Origin of the sequence: Allochromatium palmeri, assembly GCF_009720725.1 — a bacterium.
In the GTDB taxonomy this organism is placed as follows: Bacteria; Pseudomonadota; Gammaproteobacteria; order Chromatiales; family Chromatiaceae; genus Thermochromatium; species Thermochromatium palmeri.
Map to the genome: position 1 here is coordinate 30,380 of NZ_WNKT01000006.1, position 22,668 is coordinate 53,047.

A 22,668-nucleotide genomic window follows, 5' to 3' on the forward strand; every position below is an offset into this window, starting at 1 on the left:
AGATCGTTATCGTTGGTCAGTTATGAGTGAAGGCGGATGAATCGGCGTCGGCCGTGACCTCGGCGAGTTCACGATCGGCGCGCCGACCGATGACCCGCACCAGCGGCCCGAGCGTCAGCCCCTGGACCAGGATCGAGAACACGACCACCACATAGGTGACACTCACCAGGATATCGCGCGTTTCGCCGTCCGGCAGCGAGAGCGCCAGTGCGATCGAGATGCCGCCACGCAGTCCGGCCCAGGTCAGCAGGGTCACGGTGCCGGGTGCGAAGTCGCGCATCCGGCGCATCAGCCCGATCGGTAGTCCCACGCTCAGCGCCCGCGCGGCCAGCACCAGCGGAATCGCCAGCGTCCCGGCTATCAGTGGACCGCCGCTCAGATCCAGCACCAGCACTTCCAGCCCGATCAGCACGAAGAGCACGGCGTTGAGGATCTCGTCGACCAGCTCCCAGAAATCGTCCAGATGCTGGCGCGTTGTCTCGGACATGGCGCGTTGGCGCCCATGATTGCCGATCATCAGTCCCGCGACCACGATGGCGATCGGCGCCGACAGATGCAACTGATCGGCCAAAGCATAACCACCGGTCGCCAGGGCCAGGGTGAGCAGAATCTCGACCTGATAGTCGTCGACGTGGCGCAGCATCAGGAGCACCAGACCGCCGCTCAGGAATCCCAGGAGCGCGCCGCCGATGACTTCGTAGCCCAGCATGCCGAGCGCGTTGAACAGGCTCGCTTGGTGCGCGCCGGTAGCGATTCCGACCAGGGTCAGGAACAGCACCACGGCCACGCCGTCGTTGAACAGCGACTCACCCGTGATCTTGGTGTTGAGCGACTCAGGCGCTCCGGCGCCCTTGAGGATACCGAGCACCGCGATCGGATCGGTCGGCGAGATCAGGGCGCCGAACAGCAGACAATAGATGAAGGGCACATCCAGCCCGAGCAGCCAAAACAGCAGCCAGGCGCCCATTCCGATCAGCAGGGTAGCGACAATGACGCTGGCGCTCGCCAGGATGGCGATGACCCCTTTGTGACGCGCCAGATCGTGCAGATCGACATGGAGCGCACCGGCGAACAGCAGGAAGCCGAGCATCCCATGCAGCACCGTGTCTTCGAAGTCGACCTCTTCGAGCAGTAGCTTCAAGGTCGAGTGCCACTCGGCATCGAGTGGCGCGATCAGCAGCCCGAGCGAGAGCAGGAGCGCGATCAGCATCAGACCGATGGTGGTCGGCAGCCGGATGAAGCGATGGTTGATCCAACTGAAGGCCGCCGCCAGGCTCAGCAGGACGGCGAGGATGTCGAACAGGTGCATCGGCGTCTCCGGGGGCTACTGGGGTTTATAGCGCGCGCCGGCTCAATAGCGTCCGCCGCTCTTGAGCAGATAGTTGCGCATCTCGGCGCTCTCCAGATTCATGCGCATCAGATTGCTGTGGGTGATGCGGAACATGGCGCGCATGACCTTGAAGACCAGACGCGGGTGGGTTTCGATCAGCGCGTCGAAGTCCTCTGGCTCCAGGGTCAGGACGCTGACGGGTTCCTCGGCGCGCAGGGCGGCGCGGCGCGGCTTGCCATCGACGAAGGCGCGGGTGCCGGCGCATTCGCCGGGTCGCATCTGGTAGACCGTTTCTTCGATGCCGCCGACCGATTTACAGACGCAGAGTCGGCCGCGCGCGAGCACAAAGAGCGTGCGGCGGTCCTGGTCCTCGTCGACCAGCGTCTCGCCGGCCTGGAGTGAAATGACGCCCGTGCGCTCGGCGAGCGCCTGGCATTCGTCGGCGTCCAATTCCCCGCCCAGGGTCGAGCTGGCGAGGACCTGTGCTTTGTCGATGTCGGTCATTGGGTTGTGGCTCCCGTGAATCCGCGAATGAATCGGCGAAATGGCGTCTATCATACCGGACACGGTTCAATGGTCGATAGGTCCGAGTAACGGTTCGAAGAAGAGCGGGATGTAGCAATCAATCTCAGGCGGCTTTGCGTGGAGAGAGCATGGAATCCGGGTTGAAATCCTGCATGCCGAAATCGGCTGGATCGAGATCGAACAGTCCGGCCTGCTCGAACGCCACGCTCAGCACGTCGTAATAGGCGGCCTGCAAACCACTAGCGAATTGGCCTTGATCGTCCTTTGACTTCTCAGCCGCACGTCTGGCCGCCCATAGGACTTCCTCGAGGACCGCGAGTGCGGCGTCATTTTTGGTCACTGTCTCGCTCACGAAGCACCCCCTCGATGATGTTGATTTGCTCGCGCTGGCGCGCAATATCGCTCGGCCATTTCTGCGTCTGGTAATACCGCACTTTTTCAGGATCGTGATCGGAGGCGCACTTCGACCACGGATCTGCAATCCAGGCTTCATGCTGCTCGATCTGCTTTTGCAGCGTTCTGATCGATTTCAAAAGTTTGACCGTGGGCAGTTTGCGTTGTTGCAGCATCCATCCGTGGTGTGGATTGCCGGCGGTCTGTGCGATCTCATACGCCGATGGCTTGACGTCCTTCAGCATAGCCGCTTATCCAGGCGCCGGATTCGATCTTTCGACGGGCCGGTCCCAGCGAACCGGCCCGTGGCTCAGAACGCGCTCAGCCCTTGGCTGAGCCAGCCGCGTCATCGTCCGTCTTCTCAGGGAAGAGGAACGAGGCGATGACACCCAGCGCCAGCACACCAAGCACCACCATCAGACTAGTTCCGGGCGAGATGTGCAGACCCGTGTCGCCGATGGCATGGTTCCAGGATTGCAGCGCCATCTTGCCGGCGATATAGAACAGCAGCACGATGACCGCTTTCTCCAGATGCACCAGATAGCGCGTCAGGGCCGCGAGCACGAAATAGAGACTGCGCAGACCCAGGATGGCGAAGATCATCGCCGCATAGACCAGCAGCGGTTCCTGCGTCACGGCAATGACCGCCGGCACCGAGTCGAACGAGAACGCCAGGTCCGAGGTCTCGATCGTCGCCAGACAGAGGAAGGCCGGCGTGGCATAGAGCGCGCCCATGCGCGTGACCGACGTCTGACGCTCGGCCTCCTCGCGTCCGACGAACAGCTCCTCGTGCTTGACGAAGAAACGGTCCAGATGCAGCCGGGTGTAGACCGGCATCATCTTGCCGGTCAGACGCACGCTCCAGTGGTCGGAATAGTCCTCGATCTCCTCCCCATCACCGCGGCTCTTGAGCATCTGCACACCGCTCCAGGCCACCAGGATGGCGAAGAGGAAGCCGACCCAGGGGCTGGCCATGAACAGACTGGTGCCGAGCAAAACGAAGATGGCGCGGAACACCAGCGCGCCGATGATGCCCCAGTAGAGGATGCGATGTTGCAGCCCCGAACGGATGCCAAAGGAGGCGAAGATGGCCATGAAGACCATGAGGTTGTCGACCGAGAGGCTCTTTTCAAGCACATAACCGGCCAGATAGAGATCGGCCCACTCCTTGCTAAAGCGCCCCCAGAGATAGCCGTAGAAGCTGAGCGCGAGCACGATCCAGAATACCGACCACTTGGCGGCGTCGGCGACACTGATCTCATCGGTCTTGCGATGCGCGAAGAGATCCAGATAGATGGAGACGGCGACCACCGTGATGAAGATGGCGATGGCTTCCATCGGAAAGCCGAAATGGCCCATAGAGACTCCGTGGTTGAGGTTGGTTGATCAAAACGAGAAACCGCCGCGAAGAGCGGCGGTCGGGACGTGTGCGAGGGGCGGGACGGACCCAGGTACCCCTTCAAGGACGTCGAGCATAGGCCAGATCGCGGTTTTGCTCCAGTCCCGTGTGTGCCGCGCATCGGCTTGGACCTGAAGAGAAAGGCGCCCGTCAAACGTTCGACATCTACGCCATCCATACTCATCAGGATCGAGCGTTTCACGGCACTCGTGCGCTACCCTGCATCAATGGGTCACGCTTAACAATTCATCCCTTTCGTGTTCCGCGCTGGAGGCGCTTTCACTCATGAACAGACTCGAAGCACTCAAGAGCATGACCACCGTGGTCGCTGATACCGGCGACTTCCAGGCGATCATCGACTACCGGCCCCAGGACGCCACCACCAATCCCTCGCTGCTCTACAAGGCCGCGCAGATGCCGGCCTATCGCGAGCTGGTCGAGGACGCACTGCTCCACGGCGCCCGCCACGGCGGCGACAGTCAGGCCCAGGCGCGTCTGACCATGGATAAGCTAGCGATCAACTTCGGAACCGAAATTCTCAAGGTCGTTCCGGGACGGGTCTCGACCGAAATCGACGCACGGCTCTCGTTCGACGAGGACGCTACGGTGCGTCGCGCCGAGGCACTGGTCGAGCTTTATCAGCAGGCCGGGGTGGATGCGCGCGAACGGGTGCTGTTCAAGATTGCCTCGACCTGGGAGGGCATCCGCGCCGCCGAGCGTCTGGAGCGCCAGGGTATTCATTGCAATCTGACCCTGCTGTTCGGCTTCGCCCAAGCCGTGGCCTGTGCTGACGCCGGTGTCACGCTCATCTCACCCTTCGTCGGGCGCATCCTCGACTGGTACAAGAAGGCCGAGAATGTTGCCGGCTATCCGGCCGACGAAGATCCGGGCGTGCGCTCGGTCACACGCATCTACAACTACTACAAGCGTCACGATTACGCGACCGTGGTCATGGGCGCGAGCTTCCGCAATCTCGACGAAATCCTTGAGCTGGCCGGCTGCGACTATCTGACCATCTCCCCGGCGCTGCTCGGGGAGCTGGACTCGACCGAAGGCGAGGTGCCGCGCCGGCTCGATCCGGACCGGGCACAGGCGCTCGACATCCCCAGGGTCGGCTATGACGAGATCGGTTTTCGCTGGGAGCTGAACGAGGACGCCATGGCGACCGAGAAGCTTGCCGAGGGCATCCGGCTCTTTACCGCCGACACGCTCAAGCTCGAACGCTTCGCGCACGAGATCAACCAAAGCACCTGAGCGACTAACCCGGCACGCCGATCCCCCACAGCCACAACCCGAGATTCAGCGTCACGAAGGCCAGCAGCGTCGTGACCACCAGCGCCGTGGCCGGGATCTCGCCCTGGCCATAGCGCTGGGCGATCAGCGGGAAGATGGTCACCATCGGCAGTCCCGCCAGAATCAGCGCGGCCTGACCGAGTGTCGGATCCAGGGTCGGCACCAGCAGCAGCATGCCAAAGGCCACCAGCGGATGAACCACCAGCTTGCCGGCGGCGATGGCCGTCGCCGGGCCGAGCGCGCCCCGCACCCGCTGTCCGGCCAGACTGCCGCCGATGGCGAACAGCGCCACCACCGCTGCCGAGCCGGCCAGCAGCTCGATGGTGCGTCCGATCGGCACCGGCAGGCGCCAGCCGAGCGCGGCAAACGCCAGCCCGGCCGCGATCGCCAACAGGATCGGGTTGGTGCCGACCGTGCGCAGCACCCGCCCCAACGTCCGCAGTACACTGCCGCGTCCGCGCTCGCGATGGAACTCGGTCAGGATCAGGGTCAGCGGCAGGATGATCAGCACCTCGGTCAGGATGGCCATGACCACGGCGATCAGGGCCGGTTCGCCCAGCAACTGCGCTACCAGCGGATAGCCGATATAGCTGCTGTTGGACATCGAAAGCCCCATGCCGAAGAAGGCGTTGTCGAGCGGTGAGGTGCGCCGCGCGATGGAGGCGACCAGCACGCCGATGCCGTAGGTGATCATCGAGGCGCTGACATAGACCAGCAGGAAGTCGGGCACCAGGATGCTGTCGAGCGAGCGTTTGGAGAGCGTGTCGAACAGCAGCGCGGGCAGGGCGAACAGCAGGGCATAGCGGCTCATGGCCACCGCCCCCTCGCGCGGCATCCAGGCCTGACGCACGGCGACGAAGCCGAGCGCGATCAGCAGAAAGATGGGAGCAGTGACAGCAAGGATGGCGAACAAGACGGACTTCCTGAATAGGGGTGATTGGAGACGGATGGAGTCCGGTCAGACCGCCACCCAATCCCCCTGAATCAGGTTGCGCGCGTCTGGATCGAACACCAGCCCGACCTCGAACAGCCCCCGCGACGGCAGGCCGCGATATTTGGCACTGTAGCCGCGCGCCTGGATCTGCGCCAGCGCCGGATTGTCGACCGGCTCCTGATCAGGCGTTGGGGAGGGCCGACCGCGCTCGACCTTGATCTCGATAACATAGACGTAGCCTTCCAGTTTCACCGTCAGATCCACCTGCCCGTGATGGCTGATGTCCTCGGCGATCACTTCGGCGTTGAGACTGACGAAGAAGGCATAGAGCACGCTGGCGTAATAGCCCTCGTATTCAGGCAGGTCGCTGTAGGTGAAATTGCGCCATGGGATGCCAGCGAACAGACGTTTGATGGCCGCGATCAGGCCGGCGACATCGCCACGGATCAGCGGCTCATGGATCGCCAGCTGCCAAGGCATGCGTTCGCTGGGCAGGCGGTCGGTCCAGGCATCGACGAGGTGATTCATCAAGGCCAGGCGGACTTCTTGATTCGGGATGCGCAGCCTGAACAGCAGTTGACCGAACCGTTGCTCGACTTGATTGATGGTCAGATAGCCGGTTTGGAACAACAGCGTCACCGGGTCGATGCGCTCGATGTCGAACGAATCCAGGATCTCCTCGCTGGTTTCGACGGACTCCAGATCCGGCAGGAAATAACGCCGCTGCTGGAACAGCTTGATCAGAAAACTCGGACTGCCGGTCTCGAACCAGTAGTTGCGATAGGTCCGGCCCTGGCTGATGAATAATAGGATATCGAAGGGGTTATAGACCGGCTCGCCGAGAAAGCCGTAGCCATTGTACCAGCGCCGGAGTTCGTCCCAGTCCACGCCGGCCAGATGGTCGGCGAACACGGTCTCCAGGTCATGCTGAGTGTAGCCGCACAGGGTCGCGCAGCGGGGATCCAGGGTGAGATCCTGAAGCTGGTTGATCCCGGAGAACAGGCTGACCTTGCTGAACTTGGTGACGCCAGTCATGAAGACGAAGCGTAGCTCGGCATCCCGGCCCTTCATGGCTGAGTAAAGATTCTTGAGCCCTTCACGCACCTCGGCCGCACGTTCGGGATGGTCGATGTTGTCCAGGATGGGCTTGTCGTATTCGTCGACCAGGATCACCACGCCCTGGCCGGTCTCGGCATGCAGGCGCTCGATCATCTCAGCGAAGCAGCCGGTAAGGCTGGTCGCCTCACAGTTCAGGCCCAGCTGACGCTGATTGAACCGCAGCAATTCATGGATGTGCCGATCCAGTTGCTCCCGGTTCTCCAGGATACCCGCCGAGAAGTCGAGCCGGATCACCGGATGGCGTTGTGACCAGTCCCAGCGATCATGGACGTACAGCCCCCGGAACAGCGGTTCATTGCCCTCGAACAGTTCCTTCAGCGTATCCAGGAACAGGCTCTTGCCGAAGCGGCGCGGACGCGACAGAAAGTAATACTTGCCCGCCTCGGCCAGCGCTAGGGCATGCGGTGTCTTGTCCACATAGCAGTAGCCGTCGGTGATGATCTCGCGCAGGTTCTGGAGGCCGATTGGGAGCTTGCGCGGGCGGGACGGATCGGGGGTGGGCATGGGATGGTCTCCGGAGTCGTGCGGATGTCTGCCTGGATTTCAGTCTAAACCAGGCACCGCCGCCTCGGTAGTCACCGCCCAGCGCATCCGACCCCGATGTCCTCCGGTCATCTCAATTGATGATTATCATTGATAACGCAAATTTTATTTGCCCCGCTATCTTGATGAATTCACTCAAGAGGTGCTCTAATTCCCACACTCTTTGGAGGAGATAGCGCGTCACGACCGAGCGAAACCCGCGTGACGCCACCAACAACAAATAGAGACACCAAGATGGCAACCACCGATACCTTCTATGAGGCGATGCGCCGGCAGGGGATCAGCCGGCGCGGGTTCCTCAAATTTTGCAGCCTCACGGCGGCGACCCTGGGTCTGGCCCCCGGCTTCGCGGGCCGCATCGCCGAGGCCATGGAGACCAAGCCACGCATCCCGGTGCTCTGGCTGCACGGTCTGGAATGCACCTGCTGCTCGGAATCCTTCATCCGCTCGGCCCATCCGTTGGCCTCGGACGTCGTGCTGTCGATGATCTCGCTCGACTATGACGACACGCTCATGGCCGCCGCCGGGCATCAGGCCGAGGCGATCCTCGATGAGATCCGCCACAAGTATAAAGGCCGCTACATTCTGGCCGTCGAGGGCAATCCGCCGCTGGGTCAGGACGGCATGAGCTGCATCATCGGCGGGCGGCCCTTCCTCGATCAGTTGCGCGAGGTCGCCAGCGACTGTCAGGCCGTCATCGCCTGGGGCACCTGTGCATCATGGGGCTGCGTGCAGGCGGCGCATCCGAACCCGACCCAAGCCGTTTCGATCGACAAAGTCATCCACGACAAGCCCATCATCAAGGTGCCCGGCTGTCCGCCGATCGCTGAAGTCATGACCGGCGTCATCGCCTACATGCTGACCTTCGAGCGCCTGCCGGAACTCGACCGTCAGGGGCGGCCGAAGATGTTCTACGGCCAGCGCATCCACGACAAATGCTATCGCCGCCCGCACTTCGACGCGGGTCAGTTCGTCGAGTCCTGGGACGACGAGGGCGCGCGCAAGGGCTACTGTCTCTACAAGATGGGCTGCAAGGGGCCGACCACCTACAACGCCTGCTCGACCGTGCGCTGGAACGATGGGGTCTCCTTCCCGATCCAGTCCGGTCACGGTTGCCTTGGCTGCTCGGAGAAGGATTTCTGGGACAAGGGCCACTTCTACGACCATGTCACCGACACCCGCGTCTTCGGTATCGAGGCCAATGCCGATGCCGTCGGGATCGCGGCCGCCGGCACGGTCGGCGCGGCCATCACCGCGCATGCGGCGGCGAGCGCCGTCCATCGTATCAAACAGCGCACGGGCGCTCAGCACACCGAGGATGAGCAGGCATGAGCGTGCAGACACCCAACGGCTTCCAGCTCGACACCGCCGGGCGGCGTGTCGTCGTCGACCCCGTGACCCGCATCGAGGGTCACATGCGCTGCGAGGTCAATCTCGACGAAAGCAATGTCATCCGCAACGCCGTCTCGACCGGCACCATGTGGCGCGGTCTGGAGGTGATCCTGCGCGGACGCGACCCGCGCGATGCCTGGGCCTTCACGCAGCGCATCTGTGGCGTCTGCACCGGCACCCATGCCCTGACCTCGGTGCGCGCCATCGAGGACGCGCTCGACATCCAGATCCCGGAGAACGCCAACTCCATCCGCAACATCATGCAGTTGACGCTCTACGCGCATGATCATCTGGTGCATTTCTATCATCTGCATGCCCTGGACTGGGTAGACGTGGTTGCGGCGCTCAAGGCCGATCCCAAGGCGACCTCGGCGCTGGCGCAGTCGATCTCGGACTGGCCGCTGTCCTCACCCGGCTATTTCCGCGACGTGCAGAATCGGATCAAGCGCTTCGTCGAGTCCGGTCAGCTCGGTCCCTTCACCAACGGCTACTGGGGCAATCCGGCCTACCGGCTGCCGCCCGAGGCCAATCTGCTGGCCGTCACCCACTATCTGGAGGCGCTCGATTTCCAGAAGGAGATCGTCAAGATCCACGCCATCTACGGCGGCAAGAATCCGCACCCGAACTGGCTGGTCGGCGGCGTTCCCTGTGCCATCAACCTCCATGACACGGGGGCGGTGGGCGCGATCAATATGGAGCGGCTGAATCTGGTCTCCTCGATCATCGATCGCACCATCGAGTTCATCGACAAGGTCTATCTGCCGGACCTCATGGCGATTGCGTCCTACTACAAGGACTGGACTCACGGCGGCGGCCTGAGCAGTCAAGCGGTGCTCTCCTATGGCGACATCCCCGAGCGCGCCAACGATGACTCGTCCGACAACCAGCTCCTGCCGCGCGGCGCCATCATCAACGGCAAGCTCGATGAGATCCACGAGGTCGATCTGCGCGATCCCGAGCAGATCCAGGAGTTTGTCGCCCATTCCTGGTTCAAGTACAAGGATGAGTCTCAGGGACTGCATCCCTGGGACGGCGTGACCGAGCCGGATTTCGTCCTGGGTCCGAATACCAAGGGCACCCGGACCCGGATCGAGGCCATCGACGAGAACGCCAAATACAGTTGGATCAAGGCCCCGCGCTGGCGTGGGCACGCGATGGAAGTCGGGCCGCTGGCGCGCTACATCATCGGCTATGCCAAGGGCATCCCGGAGTTCAAGGAACCGGTCGAGAAGGTGCTGACCGACTTGCAGCTACCGGTCTCGGCGCTGTTCTCGACGCTCGGGCGCACGGCCGCGCGCGGGCTGGAAGCGTCCTGGGCGGCGCACAAGCTGCGCTATTTCCAGGACAAGCTGGTGGCCAATCTCAAAGCCGGCGACAGCGCGACCGCCAATCCCGATAAATGGGAGCCACGGACCTGGCCGAAGGTGACCAAGGGTGTCGGCACCACTGAGGCCCCGCGCGGCGCGCTCGGCCACTGGGTCGTGATCGAGAAAGGCAAGATCGCCAACTATCAGGCCGTGGTGCCGACCACCTGGAACGGCTCGCCCCGCGATCCGGCGGGCAACATCGGTGCCTTCGAGGCGGCGCTCCTGAACACGCCGGTAGCGGTGACCGATCAGCCGCTGGAGATCCTGCGCACCCTGCACAGCTTCGATCCCTGTCTGGCCTGCTCGACGCACATCATGAGCCCGGACGGCGAGGAGCTGACACGGGTCAAGGTCCGTTGATTTGGAGATCATGCCTATGTACACCGGCGTCCCAACGGTCAAGCGCACGGCCGTCTATGTCTACCAGACCCCGGTCCGGATCTGGCACTGGGTCAATGCGCTTGCAATCACGGTCCTGGCCATCACCGGCTATCTGATCGGCAGTCCGCTGCCGAGTCTGTCGGGCGAGGCCAGCGATCACTATTTGATGGGTAACATTCGCTTCCTGCATTTCGCGGCGGGCTATGTGTTCCTGGTCGGCTTTCTGTTCCGGCTCTATTGGGCGGTCGTCGGCAACCGCTATTCGCACCAGTTGTTCACCTTGCCTTTCTGGCGTCGCGCCTTCTGGCGCGAACTGGTGCACGAGCTGCGCTGGTATGCCTTCCTGGAACCGGAGCCGCGCAAATACGTCGGGCACAATCCGCTCGCGCATCTGTTCATGGTCGTCATCATCACGGTCGGCGGGCTGGTGATGATGGTCACGGGGTTTGCGCTCTATTCCGAGCAGACCGGGCCGGGGAGCTGGCAGGACACACTCTTCGGCTGGGTCATTCCGGCCGTCGGCCAGAGCCAGGACGTGCGCATGTGGCATCACTGGGGGATGTGGGTCATCGTCGTGTTCGTGATGCTGCACGTCTATACCGCCATCCGTGAGGACATCATGTCGCGTCAGAGTCTCATCAGCACCATGGTCAGCGGCTGGCGCATGTTCAAGGATGATCGGCCATGAGCCGGGCTTCGCAACCAGGCTCGTCGCACTCCGCCTCTCCCCTGGCGGGAGAGGGCCGGGGAGAGGGGGAGGCGCGGCAGGACAGCGCCCCCAATGTCCTGCTGCTTGGCATCGGCAACGTGCTCTGGGCCGACGAGGGTTTCGGCGTGCGGGTGATCGAGGAGATCGCCCGCCGCTATCGCTTCGGTCCCACTGTGCGTCTGCTCGACGGCGGCACCCAGGGCATCTATCTGGTCGACGACATCCGCTGGGCCGAGGTGCTGGTGGTGTTCGACGCCGTCGACTATGGGCTGACGCCCGGCACGCTCAAGCGGGTCGAGGGCGACGAGGTGCCCAAATTCATGGGCGCCAAGAAGATGAGCCTGCACCAGACCGGCTTCCAGGAGGTATTGGCGCTGGCCGATCTGCTCGGTGACTATCCACGCCATCTGCTGTTGATCGGGGTTCAGCCGGTCGAACTGGACGACTTCGGCGGCAGTTTGCGTCCCGAGGTCAAGGCACAGATCGAGCCAGCGATCGGACTGGCGCGCGAGTATCTGGAGGCGTTTGGTGTCGTCTGGGAGGATTGTGAGGCGTCTGAATCGGCAGACTATCGCGATCTGCCGCATCCGTCCCTGGGGCTGGAGGTCTACGAGTCCGGACGTCCGTGCATGGATGCCGTTTAAGGCGATTTCTGGAAGACAGGTTGCGGTAGAGCCAAGATCAAGCCGCCGCGCGCCATCCAAGCCGGATATCGAAAGCGTCATACGGAAAAAGCAGCGTGCCATCGGCGCTCTTCTCGATAATCCCGATTCCCGCCAGTCGCTGCGCGTCGGCGTGGACCGCACGCACATCGCGTCCGACGCGCCGTGCCAACTCGCGCACGCCGATGGGACCGGCGCCGGCCAGAGCTTTGAGAATGGCGAAACGGTTGGCCGTGAGTGTGTCGAGCAGGTCTTCCTCGGTCTCGAAGAAGTACCCTGGCGGTTGAGGTTCTCCGCGCTCGGCGGCCCATAGGATTCTGGCATTCAACTCGGCGTCTGTTGCCACTTCAATCACGAGGGTTTCCATTGGTCTCTTTGCCGGGTAGCGGTTACAAGCCTCGGATATCCAGATGCTCGAAGGCCGTCGGGTCGACGGCTTCAACGAGTTCGCGTGGCATGATCGAGTAACCGGGCAGGTTTGGATCAAGCGCCCGCTGGGGCGCGCAGGCTTGCAGTACATAGTGCCGAACACCCTTGGCGGCCAGCCTCTGGCTCAGTGTTCGCAGGTAGTCGGGTGTCCAGCCAGGCATCAGCGTGGTGCGGACTTCCAGGTTCACTCCCGCTTCCAGCAGCAAGGCCAAACTCGACCAGGCCCGCTCACCCGAGTCGGGCACGCCGGTGAGGGCCGCATAGTCCTCGGGCATGGCCTTGATATCGAGTCCGACCCAGTCGATTAGCGGCAGGAGTGGGCGCAAGCGTTCGGGATAGGCGCCGCTGGTGTGCAGACCGATCTTATAGCCGAGGGCGCGTGTTTCGTGCATAGCCGCACCAAGCGCCGTCTGTACGATCGGCTCGCCGCCGCTGAAGACCACGGCATCGAGCAATCTGACACGCTGGCGCAGAAAGGTGCGGATGTCCGCCCAGTCGATCAGTGATTCGACAGCGGTCGCGTCCAGCAGATCACCGTTTTGACAATACCGACAGCGCCAGGGACAGCCCTGACAGAAGACCACCGCCGACAGCTCGCCGGGATAGTCGATGGTCGTCAAGCGCGTGAAACCGCCGACCCTCAGCCGCTCGGCGGTCTGAGGATGGTCGGACGTGGCAAGTGGAGCACTATCAGGCATGAGCAGGGGATTCAGGCGCCGCGAGGGCCGCCAGGGACGGGCGCGTGCTCAGGCGGCGACCCGCTGGTCCTGCTGGCGCAGCGAACCCCGGGGCTGCTCGTTGAAGTAGCAGCGCTCGGCGTGCTCGGCCTGCTTGCCGGCATTGAAGGCCGTAACCGGACGGTGATAGCCCATGACGCGGGTCCAGACCTCGCAGGGGGTCCGTTCTTCGGTCTTGAGTTCGATGGTGTCGTTCATGTGCGCATTCTCCTTAACTTCGATGCGTCGATGTTATCGCTCGCCGCGCGTGCGACGAGGTCGGGTCCGTGGCCGGCTCGCTGCCGCTCGCGCGATGGCACTGGGGCAATCGAGTCCAGCCGTTCGGGTTTGGGTGTTCAGTGGATGGACTGACAGTCCGCACTCGCGCACTGCGCCTTGTGCTTGCGCGCGATCAGCTCCTGATCGCAGATCGGGCAGAACTGGTGCTCGCCGGCGATATAGCCATGCTTGGGGCAGATGGAGAACACCGGCGTGATCGTGATATAGGGCAGCCGGAAGTTCTCCAGCGCGCGGCGCACCAGACGCTTGCAGGCTTCGGTCGAGGAAATCTGCTCGCTCATGTACAGATGCAGCACCGTGCCGCCGGTATATTTGCTCTGGAGCGTCTCCTGCATCGCCAGCGCCTCGAACGGATCGTCGGTATAGCCGACCGGCAGCTGTGAGCTGTTGGTGTAATAGGGCGTGTCCTGGGTGCCGGCCTGAAGAATGTCCGGGAAGCGTTTCTGGTCCTCGCGCGCGAAGCGGTAGGTCGTGCCCTCGGCCGGCGTGGCCTCCAGGTTGTACATGTTGCCGGTGGCTTCCTGGAACTCGACCATGCGTGCCCGCACCCGGTCGAGCAGCCGGCAGGCCAGCTCGTGACCCTTGGGCGTGGTGATGTCCTCGGCATTCTGGGTGAAGTTGCGGACCATCTCGTTGACGCCGTTCACGCCGATGGTCGAGAAGTGATTGCGCAGCGTGCCCAAGTAGCGCTTGGTATAGGGGAAGAGTCCGGCGTCCATGTGACGCTGGATGATCTTGCGCTTGATCTCCAGACTGTTGCGCGAGATGTCGAGCAATTCGTCGAGCCGCGCCATCAAACCGGCCTCATCGCCGCGATGCGTATAACCGAGCCGCGCGCAGTTGATCGTGACCACACCCAACGAGCCGGTCTGCTCGGCTGAGCCGAAGAGTCCGTTGCCACGCTTGAGCAGTTCGCGCAGATCGAGCTGGAGCCGGCAGCACATGGACCGAACCATGTTGGGCGACAACTCAGAGTTGACGAAATTCTGGAAGTAGGGCAGGCCATACTTGGCCGTCATCTCGAACAACTGCCCGGCGTTCTCGCTCTCCCAGGGGAAATCCGGCGTGATGTTGTAGGTGGGGATCGGGAAAGTGAAGATCCGCCCCTTGGCATCGCCCTCGGTCATGACCTCGATATAGGCGCGATTGATCATGTCCATCTCGGCCTGGAGATCGCCATAGGTGAAGGGCTGCTCCACACCGCCGATCACCGGCACCTGCTCGCGCAGATCCTCGGGACACACCCAGTCGAAGGTGAGGTTGGTGAAGGGCGTGTTGCCGGTGATGAAGGTCTTGCCGCGACGACGGGCGACGAAGGTGCCGTTGCGGGTGGTCGGACACCAGACTTTGCCTTTATAAGGCTTGCGCTCGATGAGCTGGATATAGGTCTCGCGGTTGCGCACGATGTTGAGCACATGCACGCCCGAATCCTGGCGCGTGTGCACCGTGCTGCCATAGCCGGCGAGCGCGCACAGCTCCTGGAGTGCGTCGAGATTGTCGCGGTCCTTGGTATAGATGCGCGTGCGGCCATTTTCTTCGACGTGGCCATCGCCCTTGACGTAGGTGTCGAGGAAGAGCCGGATCTGACGCGCCGATAGGGTGCGGATGACATCCGGGACGCACTTGCGCTCCAGATAGCCCAGCACGAACTCGCTCGCATCCTTGTTCAGACGATAGCGATAGACCGGATAGTTGGAGTAAGTTCCAGTGCGCTCCTGACAGTGCCAGCTCAGGCCCAACTCGTGCAGCAGCCATTCGATCTCGGCGGCGTGCTCCGGATGGCCCGTGGACTGGAAGAGACTGACGCGCGCACGTCCTTCGCTGAAATCGAAATTGCCCTCGGCCACGATCCACGCCAGCAGCATGACGACCTTATCGTCGATCTCATGCTCGGACGCCGTCTCCCAGGCATTGGGGATGATAACCGGCGACTTGAGTTCGGCCACCTGCTCGATGTCTTCGAGGATCCAGCGATCCTCGCTGTTGAAGACCTTGCGCAGCACCTTGTGACGCGGCGTGATCCACTGCTCCTGGGTGCGGTTGCGCAACACGTACATCTCGCCGTCGAAGTCATAGGCGGTGATGGCCAGCGGCTCCAGATATTCCAGCCGATTGTTGCGCCAGTCGAAGGTCGCGATCTTCTCACCGGGCTGGATCTGATCGTGACGCTTCCAGCCGTGCTCGGTCAGACACTCGGTCTCGGCATCGACGCACTGGGTGCCCCAGCGTGACGGCACGTTGAGGTTATAGATCAGCTCCTGGATGTACTGCTTGACCTGCTTGTAGGGCAAGCCGTCGACGCGCACGAAGGGCGCCATGTAGGTATCGAAGCTCGAAAACGCCTGCGCTCCGGCCCACTCGTTCTGGAGCGTGCCGAGAAAGTTGACGATCTGCCCGATGGCGCTCGACATATGCCTGGGCGGCCCGGCCTCGACCTTGCCGGGCACGCCGTTGAGCCCTTCGTGCAGCAGGGTGCGCAGCGACCAGCCGGCGCAGTAGCCCGAGAGCATGTCCAGGTCATGGATGTGCAGATCGCCCTCGCGATGCGCGGCGCCGATCTCGGGCGGATAGACATGATTGAGCCAGTAGTTGGCGATCATCTTGCCCGAGGTGTTGAGGATCAGCCCGCCGAGCGAGTAGCCCTGATTGGCATTGGCCGCCACGCGCCAGTCGGAGCGGTCGAGATATTCGTTGATCGAGCTGCCGACATCGACCAGGGTGCGGCTGTCGGTGCGCAGCTTGTTGTGCTGCTCGCGATAGACGATATAGGCGCGCGCGGTCTCAAAATGGTTGGCGGCGATCAGCGTCTGCTCGACGACATCCTGGATACCCTCGATATCGGGCAGACGGCCATCGCTGAAGCGATGCGTGAGCACCTTGATCGCCTGCGCGGTCAGCAGACTGGCCTCGGGTGCGCCAAACTCGCCGCTGGCCTGACCGGCACGCCGGATCGCCGATTCGATCTTGGCCGCATCGAAACGCACCTCCTGCCCATCACGCTTGACCACGCGGGTCGGGGGAGCAGGTGAGTGCGTCTGATTGGCCATCGTGATCCTCGGTCGGCGGTACGGTTTTGAACTGAAAAATCGGTGCCCCAGACTCGCTGGAATCGCGCTTTTCGTTCCAAATCAGTACCCTTGGTGAGCGGCTGGAACGCAAAGCGCCCGCAGGTGCGGGCACAATATGTAGTAGCTGGCGAGTATACCTCTAACCAGATGCTGTGGCTAGAGACAAATGAGCTTGACAAGAGCCATCGCTGGCAGGGGCGCGCGGAAGGTGCTGTATGGACGTCAGTTTTTGGCGAGCGTCGACGGCAAGAAAATGGTTTGGCGGGGATTCGGCGACTGAGATGGTAGGGGATAAGAACACGGCGGAATCGTCGTCGATCGGCCCCGCCACAGGAGAACGGCGAACGCGGTCAGAACTCGACCGCCAGTTGCGCGATGATGGCGTCGGCCGACTTGCCGGTGCCACCATCGCGTGTGCTGTAATCGCGGTCACGCGCCCATTCGAGTCCAAGCGAGGTGCGATCGTAGAGTTCGATCGACCAGCCGAGCAGCCAGCGCTCTCTGGGCAGTTCGAGTGCCAGTGCTTCGCGCGTGCCCTGATAGGCGACCGCTGCCACCGATTCGCGGCCCAGGACGCTGAAGCTGTAGCCGGCCTCGATGTTCCAGGCCGAGGGACGCGCCCCCTCACCCTTGAACTCCAGACTGGCCGGATCGAAGTCGTCGGTGGCGGACAGATACTCGCCGATGAGGCTGAATGACCCGAGATTCGCGGCGGCGTTGAGGGTCCAGCCACCGGTGCGCTCGGTCGGATCGAGGCTCAGGCTCGGGTCGAGTTCGACGGCACTGGCGCGGCTGTCGTTGATACTCTCATACAGGGTGTCCGAGTCGCCCAGATCATTGATGTAGCCGACACCGACTGACCAGGTCCGATCGTCGCCGTCCTGTACAAAGCCGAGAGTGGCACCCCAGCTCCCGATCCGATCCTGACCCTCGATCTCGTTGTCGCCGTTGAAGGCATAGAGACTGCCCGCAAAGCCACGCTGCACGAAGCCCAGTTGCAGTGCTGTCTCACGCGTCTCGCCGATGTCCAGCGTCAGCGGGTCGGAGACCAGATTGGTCTCATAGACGCCGAAGGGCACATAGACCTGGCCGGCGGTCAGGAACAGCAACGAGACATGAGCGTTAGCGAGCGTCAGAGAGGCGGTGTCGACCTCGAGATCGGTCGCGTCCTGCTCATAGAGGAACGAGATCCCCGCCTCGACCCAGTCGTTGACCGGCGCGCGGATGCCCAGCTCGGCGGTGGACAGCCTGATGTCGCTCTCGCTGTCACCCGTATAGGGCGAGAGATAACTGGCCTCGACCTCGATCAGAGCGGCGATCTCGATGTGGCGATACCAGGCAGATGCGGCGTCGGTTTCCGCCGGCGGACGATCGAGCGCTTGGTCGAGACGTTCAAGGCGTTTGGGTTCGCCAGGGTGCTGAGCATTCGATGATCCCGCCGCCTGGGCGGTGCCGGCTGTGGCGAGCGCCAGCGCGATGGCGGCGGAGAGTCGTTGGATTCTCAAGGTCGGTGCTCCTGGGTCGAGTCGATGCCAGTCACGCCGGCCAGACGATGTCCTGATGCGACTGCAAATGCGAATTATTGCTATTTATATAGCAGGCCGACAGGGCTTGTAAAGACCCATCGGCTGTGACGTGACGCAGGAGTGGTCCGGCCTGCTTCGAGCTGGAGCAGGCGGAGTCAGGCGGGATGTGCGCTCAGGGGAGTTGTTGAATCGATTCGAGCGCGGCCTCGTAGCGTTGTCGGAGTTCTTCGGGCAGCGTCGAGTCTTTGGCGCCCTGGCAGCCACCGGCCGCCTGGAGACGCTCGACGAAATCGCGTTCGAGCCGCTCCTGGGTGCGCCGGTAGTTGCGCTCGGGAAAGAGGTCGTCCTGGACTGTGAGCACGGTCGTGCGCAGCTTGCCAACGATGAGCTTGCTGAGATTTTCGAGCCGCCGCCCCGAGCCGTCGCCCCGGCAGCGGGCATGATAGGCATCCAGATCAGCCGCGGCCTCGACCGCCTCGACGAGAAGCGCCTGGGTGTCGGCATCGAGACTGGACCTGGCCATGACGACTGGCAGGATAAGCAGGCCGCCGATCAGCAGGATGACGATGACGCGGTGCCTCCGGTCCAGTGGGGAAGGGAACTGGGATTGCACGTCCTGGAGCACTTGGGCGTCGAGGTCGTCGGTGTTGGGTGTCTGGGTGTCGGCTTTGAGTCGCACGATGATCCTCAGCTGCGTCCGTATACGGGGATGGCCGCCCCGGTGATGCCACGCGATAGGTCCGACGCCAGAAAGACGATGACGTCAGCCAGAGCCTCCAGGCTGACCCAGGTGGAATGATCCTGGTCGGGCATGGCCGCGCGGTTCTGGGGTGTGTCCAGGGTGCCCGGAAGTACGCAGTTTACCCGGATTCCACTGGGCTTGAGTTCATCGGCGAGCGTTTCGGTGAGGGTGACGACAGCGGCTTTGGAGACACAATAAGGCCCCATGTGAGCAACGCCGCGCCGGGCCGCGCGCGCCGCGACATTGATCACGCTGCCCTGGCCCGCCGCCAGGAGCTTGGGCACGACCGCGCGCGCGCAGTTGAAGACGGTGCGCGCATTGAGATCCAGCATGGCGTTCCAGTCGGCGTCGGTTGTGTCCTGGATCGTCGGTCCCATGCTGAAACCGCCGGCGATGTTGGCCAGCCCATGGATGGCGCCGAAATGGCTCGCGACCTGCTCGACCATGGCCGCGACCTGATCCGTGTCAAGCAGATCGACGCTCAGCGCCAGCGACTCGACGCCGGCGGGCAGTGTCGCCTGCGTGTGGCTCAGTGCCTCGGGGTCGCGTCCGATCAGGGCCAGACGTGCACCCTGGGCGCCAAAGGCGCGCGCTGTGGCACTGCCCAGGTTGCCCGAGGCGCCGGTGATGAGGATGGTCTTGTCGTTGAGATGGTGCATCGTGAAATCCTGACTCGACGGTGGATGGTGATGCCGGATGGCTGGTTGCTGACACCTTGACAGTAAGGGTCGGACGTCCATTGGACAATTCCCCGGTCATGCGAGTCCGGTCGCATGTCTGTATGATTGGGGCCTGAGCCTGGATGGCGAACCGGAACCAGGGCCGTCGGTCTGTTGCCATGCCCCCAGCCAGGATATCGGGGCTTCTCTTCGCTTGATCCATGGGGGTGAAGTCGTGTCGAACTGGAGGCCCGAAGGGCGGAGTGTCTCGCGGAGGAGCGGATGATCGAGCTGTTTTTTCTGCTCCTGCCCGTGGCGGCTGCCTCGGGGTGGTGGCTGGCGCGTCGCGACATCCGCCGCAAAATAAACGTCTTGCCTGCGGCTCATCCGGATTTTCTGCGCGGTCTGAATTATCTGCTCGAAGAGCAGCCGGACAAGGCGATCGATCTCTTTCTGCGTCTCACCGAGGTCGACAGCGAGACGGCCGAGACACACCTGGCGCTCGGCAGTCTGTTTCGGCGCCGGGGTGAAGTCGATCGCGCCATTCGCATCCATCAGAATCTGGTCGAGCGCCGTCATCTGAGCCCGGAATTGCGCGGTTTCGCGCTCTTCGAATTGGGGCAGGACTACATGGGGGCCGGACTCCTCGACCGCGCTGAGACGCTGTTCCAGGAGCTCGTGACCCTGGGCCTGCACAGTCAGCGCGCCCTCCAGGCGCTGCGCGAGATCTATCAGCGCGAGCGCGAATGGGGCCGCTGTCTGGAGGTGGCGGCCCAACTCGAAACGCTGACCGGCCAGAAAATGCCGGTCGAGATCGCGCACTATCATTGTGAACTGGCCGAGGAGGCGCGGCGTCGGCAGGATACGGCTGGCGCGCGCGTGCAACTGAGTCAGGCACGGCGTATCCAGTGCGACTGTGTCCGTGCGACCATGCTGGAAGGATTCATGGCACTGGAGGACAATGATGCCGAGCAGGCTGTTGCGCTCTTCGAGCGCGTCGTCGAACGCGGGGCGACCTATGTCCCCGAGGTGCTGCCGGCCTTGATTGAGTCCATTGAGCGACTGGGCGAGGATGTGGTCGTGCACCTCGAAACCCTGGCGGCCGGTCAGGCCAGTCCGCACCTGATGCTGGCGCTCGGCGAGCGTGTGGAACAGACGCGCGGCCCCGAGGCCGCACTGGATCTGCTGGCCGACTATCTGGCGCGCTGGGCTGATCTGGCGGTGCTGGAGCGTTTTCTCGACCTGCGCGCACGCGGGCCGGACCCGGATGGACGCGCCCATCGCTATGCCCGGGTGGCCCTCGGTGTGGCGCGTCATCTGTTGCAGCGTCAGTCGGTCTATCATTGCGAGCACTGCGGTTTCCAGGCGCGCGCGCTGCACTGGCAGTGTCCGAGCTGTCGCAGTTGGGGTACGGTCGTCGCCGTTTTGCCCGATCCCATCCAGGGCGATGGGGCGCGCTCGCTGGTCTGAGACTCGGCGATGCGGCCCCAGCGTCAACACATTCATTCTATGGACCACTGAAGATCCGTGACACAGGCTAAACCCATCATCGTCGCACTCGATTTTGCCAGCGAACAGCCCGCGCTGGCCCTGGCCGAACGGCTTGATCCGGCACGCTGCCGGCTGAAGGTCGGCAAGGAGCTGTTCACCCGGCTCGGGCCGGCCTTCGTCGAACGGCTCCAGCGCCTGGGTTTCGAAATTTTTCTCGACCTCAAGTTCCACGACATCCCCAACACGGTCGCGGCGGCCTGTGCGGCGGCCGCCGATCTCGGGGTGTGGATGGTCAATGTCCATGTCTCGGGCGGGCGCGCCATGATGGCGGCGGCGCGCGAACGTCTGAGCCAGTACGAGCACCCGCCGCTGCTGATCGGGGTGACGGTGCTGACCAGTCTCGACCGTGCGGATCTGGACGCCATCGGCTGTCCCGGTGAGCCGCGCGCGCGCGTCTTGACGCTGGCGACCCTGGCGCGTGACGCGGGTCTGGACGGCATCGTCTGCTCGCCGCTGGAGGCGGCACCGGTGCGCGCGGCGCTGGGGCCGGATTTCCGGCTGGTCACACCCGGCGTGCGGCCGGCCGGTGCGGCGAGCGGCGATCAGAAGCGGGTCATGACGCCCGCCGAGGCCCTGGCCGCCGGTGCCGATTATCTGGTGATCGGGCGTCCCATCACCCAGGCGCCCGATCCGCTATCCGTGATTGAAGAGATCGATCGATCCTGTCAGAACAGTTTGGAGAATTGATACATGGCTAAGGTTCGTAAGGCCGTTTTTCCAGTTGCCGGTATGGGCACACGCTTCCTGCCGGCGACCAAGGCCAGCCCCAAGGAAATGCTGCCCATCGTCGACAAACCCCTGATCCAGTACGCCGCTGAGGAGGCCGAAGCCGGTGGTGCCGATCAGCTGGTCTTCATCACCGGGCGCAACAAGCGCTCGATCGAGGATCATTTCGACACCGCCTACGAGCTGGAGTCCGAACTGGAGCGTGCCGGCAAGGACAAGCTGCTCGACATCATCCGCAATGTCCTGCCCGGATCGGCCTCCTGCATCTATGTCCGTCAGGCCGTGGCCCTGGGACTGGGTCACGCGGTGCTGTGCGCCAAGCCGGTGGTCGGCGACGAGCCCTTCGCGGTGCTGTTGGCTGACGACCTCATCCACTCCAGCGGCAAGGGTGTGGTCGCGCAGATGGCCGAGGTCCATGCCCGCCACGGGTGCAGCGTGCTGAGCGTCCAGGAGGTACCGCGCGAGGAGACCAATAAATACGGTATCGTCCAGGTCGAAAAAGACGCCGACGGCACCCTGCGCGTGATCTCCATCGTCGAGAAGCCGGATCCGGCCGACGCGCCCTCCAATCTGGCCGTGGTCGGGCGCTATCTGCTCACGCCGCGCATCTTCGACAAGCTCGAACAGACCGGCAAGGGCGCCGGTGGCGAGATCCAGTTGACCGATGGCATTTCGGATCTGCTCCAGGACGAGCCAGTGATCGCCTATCCGTTCGAGGGCAAGCGCTACGATTGCGGCAGCAAGCTCGGCTATCTGGAGGCTACGGTGGAATATGCCCTGGCCCATCCCGAACTCGGCGAGCGATTTGCGACCTATCTGCACGCCCTGAAAGCCGAGCTGTCCTGACGCGCGCTTCAGGTCGCCAGGGTTCAGGAGTGGTCTTGATCGCCCTGGCGGCTGGAGC

22 protein-coding genes are annotated in these 22,668 nt (G+C 63.2%); 8 read left to right on the plus strand and 14 right to left on the minus strand.

Going from position 1 to position 22,668, the window contains the following annotated elements:
* Positions 1 to 16: 16 nt before the first annotated feature.
* The 5 genes from GJ668_RS04490 to GJ668_RS04510 all read right to left on the minus strand — a co-directional run bounded on the left by GJ668_RS04490 (position 17) and on the right by GJ668_RS04510 (position 3,607).
* Positions 17 to 1,309, minus strand: a complete 1,293-nt coding sequence (locus GJ668_RS04490) for a cation:proton antiporter (RefSeq protein WP_155448930.1) — start codon at positions 1,307 to 1,309, stop codon at positions 17 to 19.
* Positions 1,310 to 1,351: 42 nt separating this feature from the next.
* The gene (locus tag GJ668_RS04495; protein ID WP_155448931.1) at positions 1,352 to 1,834 is read right to left on the minus strand and encodes a Crp/Fnr family transcriptional regulator; all 483 of its coding nucleotides are present in this window, start codon (positions 1,832 to 1,834) and stop codon (positions 1,352 to 1,354) included.
* Between the two features lie 124 nt (positions 1,835 to 1,958).
* Positions 1,959 to 2,195, minus strand: coding sequence for a hypothetical protein (locus GJ668_RS04500; protein WP_155448932.1), 237 nt, complete (start codon positions 2,193 to 2,195; stop codon positions 1,959 to 1,961).
* Positions 2,182 to 2,493, minus strand: coding sequence for a hypothetical protein (locus GJ668_RS04505; RefSeq protein WP_155448933.1), 312 nt, complete (start codon positions 2,491 to 2,493; stop codon positions 2,182 to 2,184). Before GJ668_RS04505 ends, GJ668_RS04500 begins: the two co-directional genes overlap by 14 nt.
* A gap of 76 nt (positions 2,494 to 2,569) precedes the next feature.
* Positions 2,570 to 3,607 carry a TerC/Alx family metal homeostasis membrane protein gene (locus GJ668_RS04510; protein ID WP_155448934.1) on the minus strand — a complete coding sequence of 346 codons (1,038 nt, stop codon included), beginning with the start codon at positions 3,605 to 3,607 and terminating at the stop codon, positions 2,570 to 2,572.
* A 325-nt stretch (positions 3,608 to 3,932) separates the two neighbouring features.
* Here GJ668_RS04510 and tal point away from each other — a divergent pair, with 325 nt between their 5' ends.
* Positions 3,933 to 4,901, plus strand: a complete 969-nt coding sequence (tal, locus tag GJ668_RS04515) for a transaldolase (RefSeq protein WP_155448935.1) — start codon at positions 3,933 to 3,935, stop codon at positions 4,899 to 4,901.
* Between the two features lie 4 nt (positions 4,902 to 4,905).
* Here the strand turns inward: tal and GJ668_RS04520 are convergent, their stop codons facing one another.
* Positions 4,906 to 5,853: an AEC family transporter gene (locus GJ668_RS04520; RefSeq protein WP_155448936.1), complete on the minus strand. Its 948-nt coding sequence runs from the start codon at positions 5,851 to 5,853 to the stop codon at positions 4,906 to 4,908.
* 45 nt (positions 5,854 to 5,898) lie between these two features.
* A complete protein-coding gene (locus GJ668_RS04525) occupies positions 5,899 to 7,497 on the minus strand; it encodes an ATP-binding protein (RefSeq protein WP_155448937.1) in 1,599 nt (532 codons plus the stop codon).
* Positions 7,498 to 7,770: 273 nt separating this feature from the next.
* Here GJ668_RS04525 and GJ668_RS04530 point away from each other — a divergent pair, with 273 nt between their 5' ends.
* From GJ668_RS04530 to GJ668_RS04545, 4 genes are read left to right on the plus strand one after another with little or no spacing between them, the layout of a single operon-like run.
* Positions 7,771 to 8,868 (plus strand): hydrogenase small subunit, encoded by a 1,098-nt coding sequence (locus tag GJ668_RS04530; RefSeq protein ID WP_155448938.1) that lies wholly within the window; start codon positions 7,771 to 7,773, stop codon positions 8,866 to 8,868.
* Complete coding sequence (locus GJ668_RS04535) at positions 8,865 to 10,655, plus strand: nickel-dependent hydrogenase large subunit (RefSeq protein ID WP_155448939.1); 1,791 nt, start codon at positions 8,865 to 8,867, stop codon at positions 10,653 to 10,655. Before GJ668_RS04530 ends, GJ668_RS04535 begins: the two co-directional genes overlap by 4 nt.
* 16 nt (positions 10,656 to 10,671) lie before the next feature.
* Positions 10,672 to 11,364 (plus strand): Ni/Fe-hydrogenase, b-type cytochrome subunit, encoded by a 693-nt coding sequence (gene cybH, locus GJ668_RS04540; protein ID WP_155448940.1) that lies wholly within the window; start codon positions 10,672 to 10,674, stop codon positions 11,362 to 11,364.
* Positions 11,361 to 12,029 (plus strand): HyaD/HybD family hydrogenase maturation endopeptidase, encoded by a 669-nt coding sequence (locus tag GJ668_RS04545; protein WP_246194630.1) that lies wholly within the window; start codon positions 11,361 to 11,363, stop codon positions 12,027 to 12,029. The genes cybH and GJ668_RS04545 overlap by 4 nt, the downstream gene beginning before the upstream one ends.
* A gap of 37 nt (positions 12,030 to 12,066) precedes the next feature.
* Here the strand turns inward: GJ668_RS04545 and GJ668_RS04550 are convergent, their stop codons facing one another.
* The 7 genes from GJ668_RS04550 to GJ668_RS04580 form a co-directional block, all read right to left on the minus strand.
* Positions 12,067 to 12,402 (minus strand): HVO_A0114 family putative DNA-binding protein, encoded by a 336-nt coding sequence (locus GJ668_RS04550; RefSeq protein WP_343032175.1) that lies wholly within the window; start codon positions 12,400 to 12,402, stop codon positions 12,067 to 12,069.
* Positions 12,403 to 12,436: 34 nt separating this feature from the next.
* Complete coding sequence (locus GJ668_RS04555) at positions 12,437 to 13,174, minus strand: anaerobic ribonucleoside-triphosphate reductase activating protein (protein ID WP_155448942.1); 738 nt, start codon at positions 13,172 to 13,174, stop codon at positions 12,437 to 12,439.
* A 48-nt stretch (positions 13,175 to 13,222) separates the two neighbouring features.
* Positions 13,223 to 13,411, minus strand: coding sequence for an anaerobic ribonucleoside-triphosphate reductase (gene nrdD / locus GJ668_RS04560; protein ID WP_155448943.1), 189 nt, complete (start codon positions 13,409 to 13,411; stop codon positions 13,223 to 13,225).
* Between the two features lie 137 nt (positions 13,412 to 13,548).
* A complete protein-coding gene (locus GJ668_RS04565; protein WP_155448944.1) occupies positions 13,549 to 16,539 on the minus strand; it encodes a ribonucleoside triphosphate reductase in 2,991 nt (996 codons plus the stop codon).
* A 371-nt stretch (positions 16,540 to 16,910) separates the two neighbouring features.
* Positions 16,911 to 18,065, minus strand: a complete 1,155-nt coding sequence (locus tag GJ668_RS04570; protein WP_155448945.1) for an LbtU family siderophore porin — start codon at positions 18,063 to 18,065, stop codon at positions 16,911 to 16,913.
* A gap of 193 nt (positions 18,066 to 18,258) precedes the next feature.
* A complete protein-coding gene (locus tag GJ668_RS04575; protein ID WP_343032176.1) occupies positions 18,259 to 18,765 on the minus strand; it encodes a hypothetical protein in 507 nt (168 codons plus the stop codon).
* A gap of 8 nt (positions 18,766 to 18,773) precedes the next feature.
* The gene (locus GJ668_RS04580) at positions 18,774 to 19,487 is read right to left on the minus strand and encodes an SDR family NAD(P)-dependent oxidoreductase (protein ID WP_155448946.1); all 714 of its coding nucleotides are present in this window, start codon (positions 19,485 to 19,487) and stop codon (positions 18,774 to 18,776) included.
* 282 nt (positions 19,488 to 19,769) lie between these two features.
* Between GJ668_RS04580 and lapB the strand changes: the two genes are divergently transcribed.
* From lapB to galU, 3 genes are read left to right on the plus strand one after another with little or no spacing between them, the layout of a single operon-like run.
* Positions 19,770 to 20,957, plus strand: a complete 1,188-nt coding sequence (lapB, locus tag GJ668_RS04585) for a lipopolysaccharide assembly protein LapB (RefSeq protein WP_155448947.1) — start codon at positions 19,770 to 19,772, stop codon at positions 20,955 to 20,957.
* A 57-nt stretch (positions 20,958 to 21,014) separates the two neighbouring features.
* The gene (gene pyrF, locus GJ668_RS04590) at positions 21,015 to 21,725 is read left to right on the plus strand and encodes an orotidine-5'-phosphate decarboxylase (RefSeq protein ID WP_186342888.1); all 711 of its coding nucleotides are present in this window, start codon (positions 21,015 to 21,017) and stop codon (positions 21,723 to 21,725) included.
* Between the two features lie 3 nt (positions 21,726 to 21,728).
* Entirely contained in the window at positions 21,729 to 22,610 is an 882-nt protein-coding gene (gene galU, locus GJ668_RS04595; protein WP_155448948.1) for a UTP--glucose-1-phosphate uridylyltransferase GalU, read from the plus strand.
* Positions 22,611 to 22,668: the final 58 nt, after the last annotated feature.

Coding starts and splice junctions, on each gene's coding strand:
- GJ668_RS04490 (WP_155448930.1), bottom strand. CDS start 1,309: ATGCACCTGTTCGACATCCTCGCCGTCCTGCTGAGCCTGGCGGCGGCC.
- GJ668_RS04495 (WP_155448931.1), bottom strand. CDS start 1,834: ATGACCGACATCGACAAAGCACAGGTCCTCGCCAGCTCGACCCTGGGC.
- GJ668_RS04505 (WP_155448933.1), bottom strand. CDS start 2,493: ATGCTGAAGGACGTCAAGCCATCGGCGTATGAGATCGCACAGACCGCC.
- GJ668_RS04510 (WP_155448934.1), bottom strand. CDS start 3,607: ATGGGCCATTTCGGCTTTCCGATGGAAGCCATCGCCATCTTCATCACG.
- tal (WP_155448935.1), top strand. CDS start 3,933: ATGAACAGACTCGAAGCACTCAAGAGCATGACCACCGTGGTCGCTGAT.
- GJ668_RS04525 (WP_155448937.1), bottom strand. CDS start 7,497: ATGCCCACCCCCGATCCGTCCCGCCCGCGCAAGCTCCCAATCGGCCTC.
- GJ668_RS04530 (WP_155448938.1), top strand. CDS start 7,771: ATGGCAACCACCGATACCTTCTATGAGGCGATGCGCCGGCAGGGGATC.
- GJ668_RS04535 (WP_155448939.1), top strand. CDS start 8,865: ATGAGCGTGCAGACACCCAACGGCTTCCAGCTCGACACCGCCGGGCGG.
- cybH (WP_155448940.1), top strand. CDS start 10,672: ATGTACACCGGCGTCCCAACGGTCAAGCGCACGGCCGTCTATGTCTAC.
- GJ668_RS04545 (WP_246194630.1), top strand. CDS start 11,361: ATGAGCCGGGCTTCGCAACCAGGCTCGTCGCACTCCGCCTCTCCCCTG.
- GJ668_RS04555 (WP_155448942.1), bottom strand. CDS start 13,174: ATGCCTGATAGTGCTCCACTTGCCACGTCCGACCATCCTCAGACCGCC.
- nrdD (WP_155448943.1), bottom strand. CDS start 13,411: ATGAACGACACCATCGAACTCAAGACCGAAGAACGGACCCCCTGCGAG.
- GJ668_RS04565 (WP_155448944.1), bottom strand. CDS start 16,539: ATGGCCAATCAGACGCACTCACCTGCTCCCCCGACCCGCGTGGTCAAG.
- GJ668_RS04580 (WP_155448946.1), bottom strand. CDS start 19,487: ATGCACCATCTCAACGACAAGACCATCCTCATCACCGGCGCCTCGGGC.
- lapB (WP_155448947.1), top strand. CDS start 19,770: ATGATCGAGCTGTTTTTTCTGCTCCTGCCCGTGGCGGCTGCCTCGGGG.
- galU (WP_155448948.1), top strand. CDS start 21,729: ATGGCTAAGGTTCGTAAGGCCGTTTTTCCAGTTGCCGGTATGGGCACA.